Source organism: Mycolicibacterium houstonense (assembly GCF_900078665.2).
GTDB lineage: Bacteria > Actinomycetota > Actinomycetes > Mycobacteriales > Mycobacteriaceae > Mycobacterium > Mycobacterium houstonense.
Genome location: NZ_LT546207.1, coordinates 444,318 through 446,738, shown reverse-complemented (window position 1 = coordinate 446,738; position 2,421 = coordinate 444,318). Strand labels below are relative to the sequence as shown.

Genomic DNA, 2,421 nt, shown 5'->3' with positions numbered 1-2,421 from the left:
CGGCACGGCCGTCGTCGACCACGCGGCGCACCGCCGCCTCGGCCACCGGCCAGCCCGCCAGCAGCACCACCGGGTCCAGGTTGCCCTGCAGTGCGGTGCCCGGCTTGACCCGGGCCGCGGCGTCGACCAGCGAGGTGCGCCAGTCCACCCCGACCATGGTGGCCGGCGCGGAACCCAGTGCCTCCGACATCGCCCCCAGCAGCTCGGCGGTGCCGACGCCGAAGTGCGTCATCGGCACGCCCGCGGCGGCCATCGTGGCGAACACCCGCGTGGTGTGCGGAAGCACGTAGGTGCGGTAGTCGGCCAGCGACAGCGTGCCGGCCCAGGAGTCGAACACCTGCAGCGCATCGACCCCGGCGTCGACCTGGGCCTGCAGGAAGGCGATGGTCAGATCGGTCAGCGCGGTCATCAGGGCGTGCCAGGTGGCCGACTCGCCCAGCATCATCGCCTTGGTCCGCTCGTGGTGACGGCTGGGACCGCCCTCCACCAGGTAGGAGGCCAGCGTGAACGGCGCACCGGCGAAGCCGATCAGCGGCACCTCGCCCAGCTCGCGGACCAGCATCGAGACCGCCTCGGTGACCGGTGAGACCTGCGCCGGTTCAAGCGGTTTCATGCCCTCGACATCGGCCACCGATCGGATCGGGTGTTCGATCACCGGGCCGACGTCGGGCACGATGTCGAGGCCGATCCCGGCGGCCTTCAGCGGCACCACGATGTCGGAGAACAGGATCGCGGCGTCGACACCGTGCCTGCGCACCGGTTGCAGGGTGATCTCGCAGACCAGCTCCGGGTCGAAGCAGGCCTCGAGCATCCGGTGCTGGGCCCGCAGGGCGCGGTACTCGGGCAACGACCGGCCGGCCTGCCGCATGAACCACACCGGCACACGGTGCGGAGTGCGGCCGCCGACAGCGGCGAGATAGGGGGAATCGGGCAGCTCCCGGCGGGTATTCATCGGCTCCTATGGTGCCATGCGGGCACCGTCGCGGACCGTTGCCGGTTCGTGACGCCCCACACCGGCGCGCCTGCGGGCGGTCCAGGTCTCATCGACTAGCGTCGAATGCTGTGACCTCCGCCGAACCGGCCCAGTTCCGGACGGCGGTGGCGGCGATGAATGCCACCACCGTACGGCCGGAAATCGAGCTGGGTCCGATACGCCCGCCGCAGCGGCTGGCGCCCTTCAGCTACGCGCTGGGCGCCGAGGTCCGGCATCCCGAGACGACGGTGGTCCCCGAGCGCTCCGAGGGCGACGCCTTCGGGCGGCTGATCCTGCTGCACGACCCCGACGGGGCCGAGGCGTGGGACGGCACCATGCGCCTGGTCGCCTACATCCAGGCCGATCTGGACTCCAGCGAGGCCGTCGACCCGCTGCTGCCCGAGGTGGCCTGGAGCTGGCTGGTGGACGCCCTGGAGTCCCGCGCCGAGCACGTCACCGCCCTCGGTGGCACCGTCACCGCCACCACCTCGGTACGCTATGGCGATATCTCCGGGCCGCCGCGGGCACACCAGCTCGAGCTACGGGCCTCGTGGACCGCGACCAACCTGGAGCTGGGTCCGCACGTGGAGGCGTTCTGTGAAGTTCTCGAGCATGCGGCCGGGTTGCCCCCGGCCGGTGTCACCGACCTGAGTTCCCGCACGCGCGCATAACGATGACCGGCCAGGACACCGAAGACGCCACAGCAGCTGTCGAGCCCGCGGAGGCCGAATCGACGCCGCTGCTGGCGCCGGCCGAGGGGGTGCCCGAGGTCTGTGTCACTGCCGGTGAAATATCTTCCGCGGCAATCTCTCTCGCAAAAGGCAGTGGACCGTTCGCGATCGACGCGGAACGCGCTTCGGGCTTTCGCTACTCCAACCGTGCCTACCTGGTGCAGATCCGCCGCTCCGGCGCGGGTACCGCGCTGATCGACCCGGTCAACCACGGCGGCTCCCCCATCGACGCGATGGCACCGGTGGCCGAGGCCCTGGCCGGCGACGAATGGGTGCTGCACGCCGCTGATCAGGACCTGCCCTGTCTGGCCGAGATCGGCCTGCGGCCGGGCAAGCTCTACGACACCGAACTGGCCGGCCGGCTGGCCGGGTTCGAGCGGGTCAACCTGGCCGCCATGGTGCAGCGCCTGCTCGGGCTGCAACTGATGAAGGGGCACGGGGCGGCCGACTGGTCCAAACGCCCGCTGCCCGAGGAATGGCTCAACTATGCCGCCCTCGACGTCGAGGTACTGCTGGAGCTGCGCCACGCCATCGCCGCGGTACTCGAAGAGCAGGGCAAAACCGATTGGGCGGCACAGGAATTCGAGTACCTGCGCACTTACGTGGCCCAGCCGACCCGGCGCGACCGCTGGCGGCGCACCTCCGGTATCCACAAGGTACGCAACCCGCGCGCGCTGGCGGCGGTCCGCGAACTGTGGACGACGCGCGACGCGATCG

3 protein-coding genes are annotated in these 2,421 nt (G+C 70.9%); 2 read left to right on the top strand and 1 reads right to left on the bottom strand.

The window, feature by feature from the left end; translation table 11 throughout:
- The coding region (gene hemE / locus BN4332_RS02320; protein ID WP_066896992.1) for a uroporphyrinogen decarboxylase at positions 1-952 on the bottom strand (952 nt) is incomplete at its 3' end.
- 155 nt (positions 953-1,107) lie between these two features.
- On the opposite strand from hemE, the gene BN4332_RS02315 reads away from it, so the two are divergent.
- Both BN4332_RS02315 and BN4332_RS02310 read left to right on the top strand, forming a co-directional pair.
- On the top strand, positions 1,108-1,644 hold the full coding sequence (locus BN4332_RS02315) for a DUF3000 domain-containing protein (protein WP_235654225.1): 537 nt from the start codon (positions 1,108-1,110) through the stop codon (positions 1,642-1,644).
- A 2-nt stretch (positions 1,645-1,646) separates the two neighbouring features.
- Positions 1,647-2,421 (top strand): ribonuclease D (locus tag BN4332_RS02310; RefSeq protein WP_435405144.1); only part of this gene is annotated, 775 nt, incomplete at its 3' end.